The organism is Streptomyces sp. NPDC042638 (assembly GCF_040647235.1).
Classification (GTDB): Bacteria; Actinomycetota; Actinomycetes; order Streptomycetales; family Streptomycetaceae; genus Streptomyces; species Streptomyces rameus.
This window is the reverse complement of sequence record NZ_JBEZBT010000148.1, coordinates 1-1,636: the sequence shown is the minus strand read 5'-3', so window position 1 is coordinate 1,636 and position 1,636 is coordinate 1. Positions and strand designations below refer to the sequence as shown.

The 1,636-nt window shown below is 77.4% G+C and carries 2 protein-coding genes; both read left to right on the top strand.

The genetic code is table 11. The features are described from left to right. Nucleotides 1–188 precede the first annotated feature (188 nt). Nucleotides 189–1,136, top strand: coding sequence for a phosphotransferase (locus tag AB0B40_RS38165; RefSeq protein WP_362268235.1), 948 nt, complete (start codon nucleotides 189–191; stop codon nucleotides 1,134–1,136). Nucleotides 1,137–1,216: 80 nt separating this feature from the next. Continuing rightward, nucleotides 1,217–1,531 carry a zf-TFIIB domain-containing protein gene (locus AB0B40_RS38160; protein ID WP_362268233.1) on the top strand — a complete coding sequence of 105 codons (315 nt, stop codon included), beginning with the start codon at nucleotides 1,217–1,219 and terminating at the stop codon, nucleotides 1,529–1,531. The last annotated feature ends 105 nt before the right edge of the window (nucleotides 1,532–1,636 follow it).

The window sequence follows — 1,636 nt, the reverse complement described above, 5'->3', positions numbered from 1 at the left end:
CGGCCCCGACCCCGCACCACCGCGGGCGGTCCCGCCCGGCGGACGAGCGGCCCCGACCCCGCACCACCGCGGGCGGTCCCGCCCGGCGGACGAGCGGCCCCGGCTCCGCCCAGTACGCTCGGCCCATTCAGCCCACCCCGCCCGAGGCAGCCTTGACCGCAGACACCGAGACCGACGCGCCCGTCCTCATGTCGGCGCTGACCGCGAGGGTCAGGGCCGCCGCCCACCCCCGCACTCCAACCGCCCCCTGCGCCTGCGTCGGCAGTCCCCTCGCCGACCGCCCCGACGCCACCGTGGTGCGGCACGCCGGCACCGTCGCCAAGGCCCACGCCCCGGACACCGACCCCGCCGCACTCGCCCTCCGCCTCGCCACGGCCGCCCGCCTCCCCGACGTGCTCCTTCCCCCGCTCGCCTCCGCTCCGGCCCCCTTGCACGACCGCCTGGTGACCTTCTGGCCGTACGGCGTCCCCGTGGACCCGGACGACCCGGACGCGGCCCCCTGGGAGTCCGCCGCCGTCCTCCTCGCCCGGCTGCACCGCGCCCCCGTCCCGGCCGGGCTTCCCCCGATGCGGGGACCCGCCAAGGCCGCCCGCGCGCTCGACCGGCTCCGGGCGGCGCTGGGCGCCACGCCTCCCGCGGACGCCCACGCGGTCTCCTCCCGCCCCGTCCTGGCCGCCTGGGCCGCCCTCCCCGCCTGGGCGAGGGCCGCGGCGCCGATGCCCGGACCGGCGGCCCTCTGCCACGGCGATCTGCACCTCGGCCAGCTCGTCCGGCACCCGGCCCCGGACGGACCCTGGAAGCTGATCGACGTGGACGACCTGGGGGCCGGCGTCCCGGCCTGGGACCTCGCCCGCCCCGCCGCCTGGTACGCCTGCGGACTCCTCCCGCCCGACGAGTGGACCCGGTTCCTGACCGCCTACCGGCAGGCCGGCGGTCCGGCCGTCCCCGCGGACGGCGACCCCTGGGGCGCCCTGGACGTCCCGGCCCGCGCGCTCACCGTGCAGACGGCCGCCCTGGCGATCACCAAGGCGGCCGCCGCCGGGCGCCCGCTGGACGAGGTGGAGCAGGCCGTGGTCGACGCCTGCGCGCGCATGCCCGGGCTCCCCGCACGGGAGCCGTCCGGATCCCCGGACTAGGCTGCAACCGCCCGGGGCCGGACGGAGTCTGTCCTGGGAGAACACGAAGCAGTACCGACCGGCAGGGAGTTGAGCCGACGATGCAGTGTCCGAAGTGCCATGCGCCGATGCACACCTACAACCGCAACGGCGTCCAGATCGAGCAGTGCAGCGGCTGCCGCGGCATCTTCCTCGACTACGGCGAGCTCGAGGCGCTGACCCGCCTGGAGTCCCAGTGGTCGCAGCCGGCCCCGCCCGCGCCCGGCGCCCCGCAGGCCTACCCCGCCGCCCCGCAGGCCTACCCCGCGGCCCCGGCCGCGCCCGCCTGGGGCGCCCCGCACGGCGGTGGTCACGGCGGCGGTCACTACGGCCACCACCGCCACAAGAGCTTCGGCCACATGCTGTTTTCCAGCTGAGACACGAAGAAGCCCCCGGCCGTACGAGACGGCCGGGGGCTTCCTGCTGTGTGGACGATACTGGGATTGAACCAGTGACCTCTTCCGTGTCAGGGAAGCGCTCTC

Excerpts from the sequence above, each read along its gene's own strand:
- AB0B40_RS38165 (WP_362268235.1), top strand. The coding sequence starts at position 189 with ATGTCGGCGCTGACCGCGAGGGTCAGGGCCGCCGCCCACCCCCGCACT.
- AB0B40_RS38160 (WP_362268233.1), top strand. The coding sequence starts at position 1,217 with ATGCAGTGTCCGAAGTGCCATGCGCCGATGCACACCTACAACCGCAAC.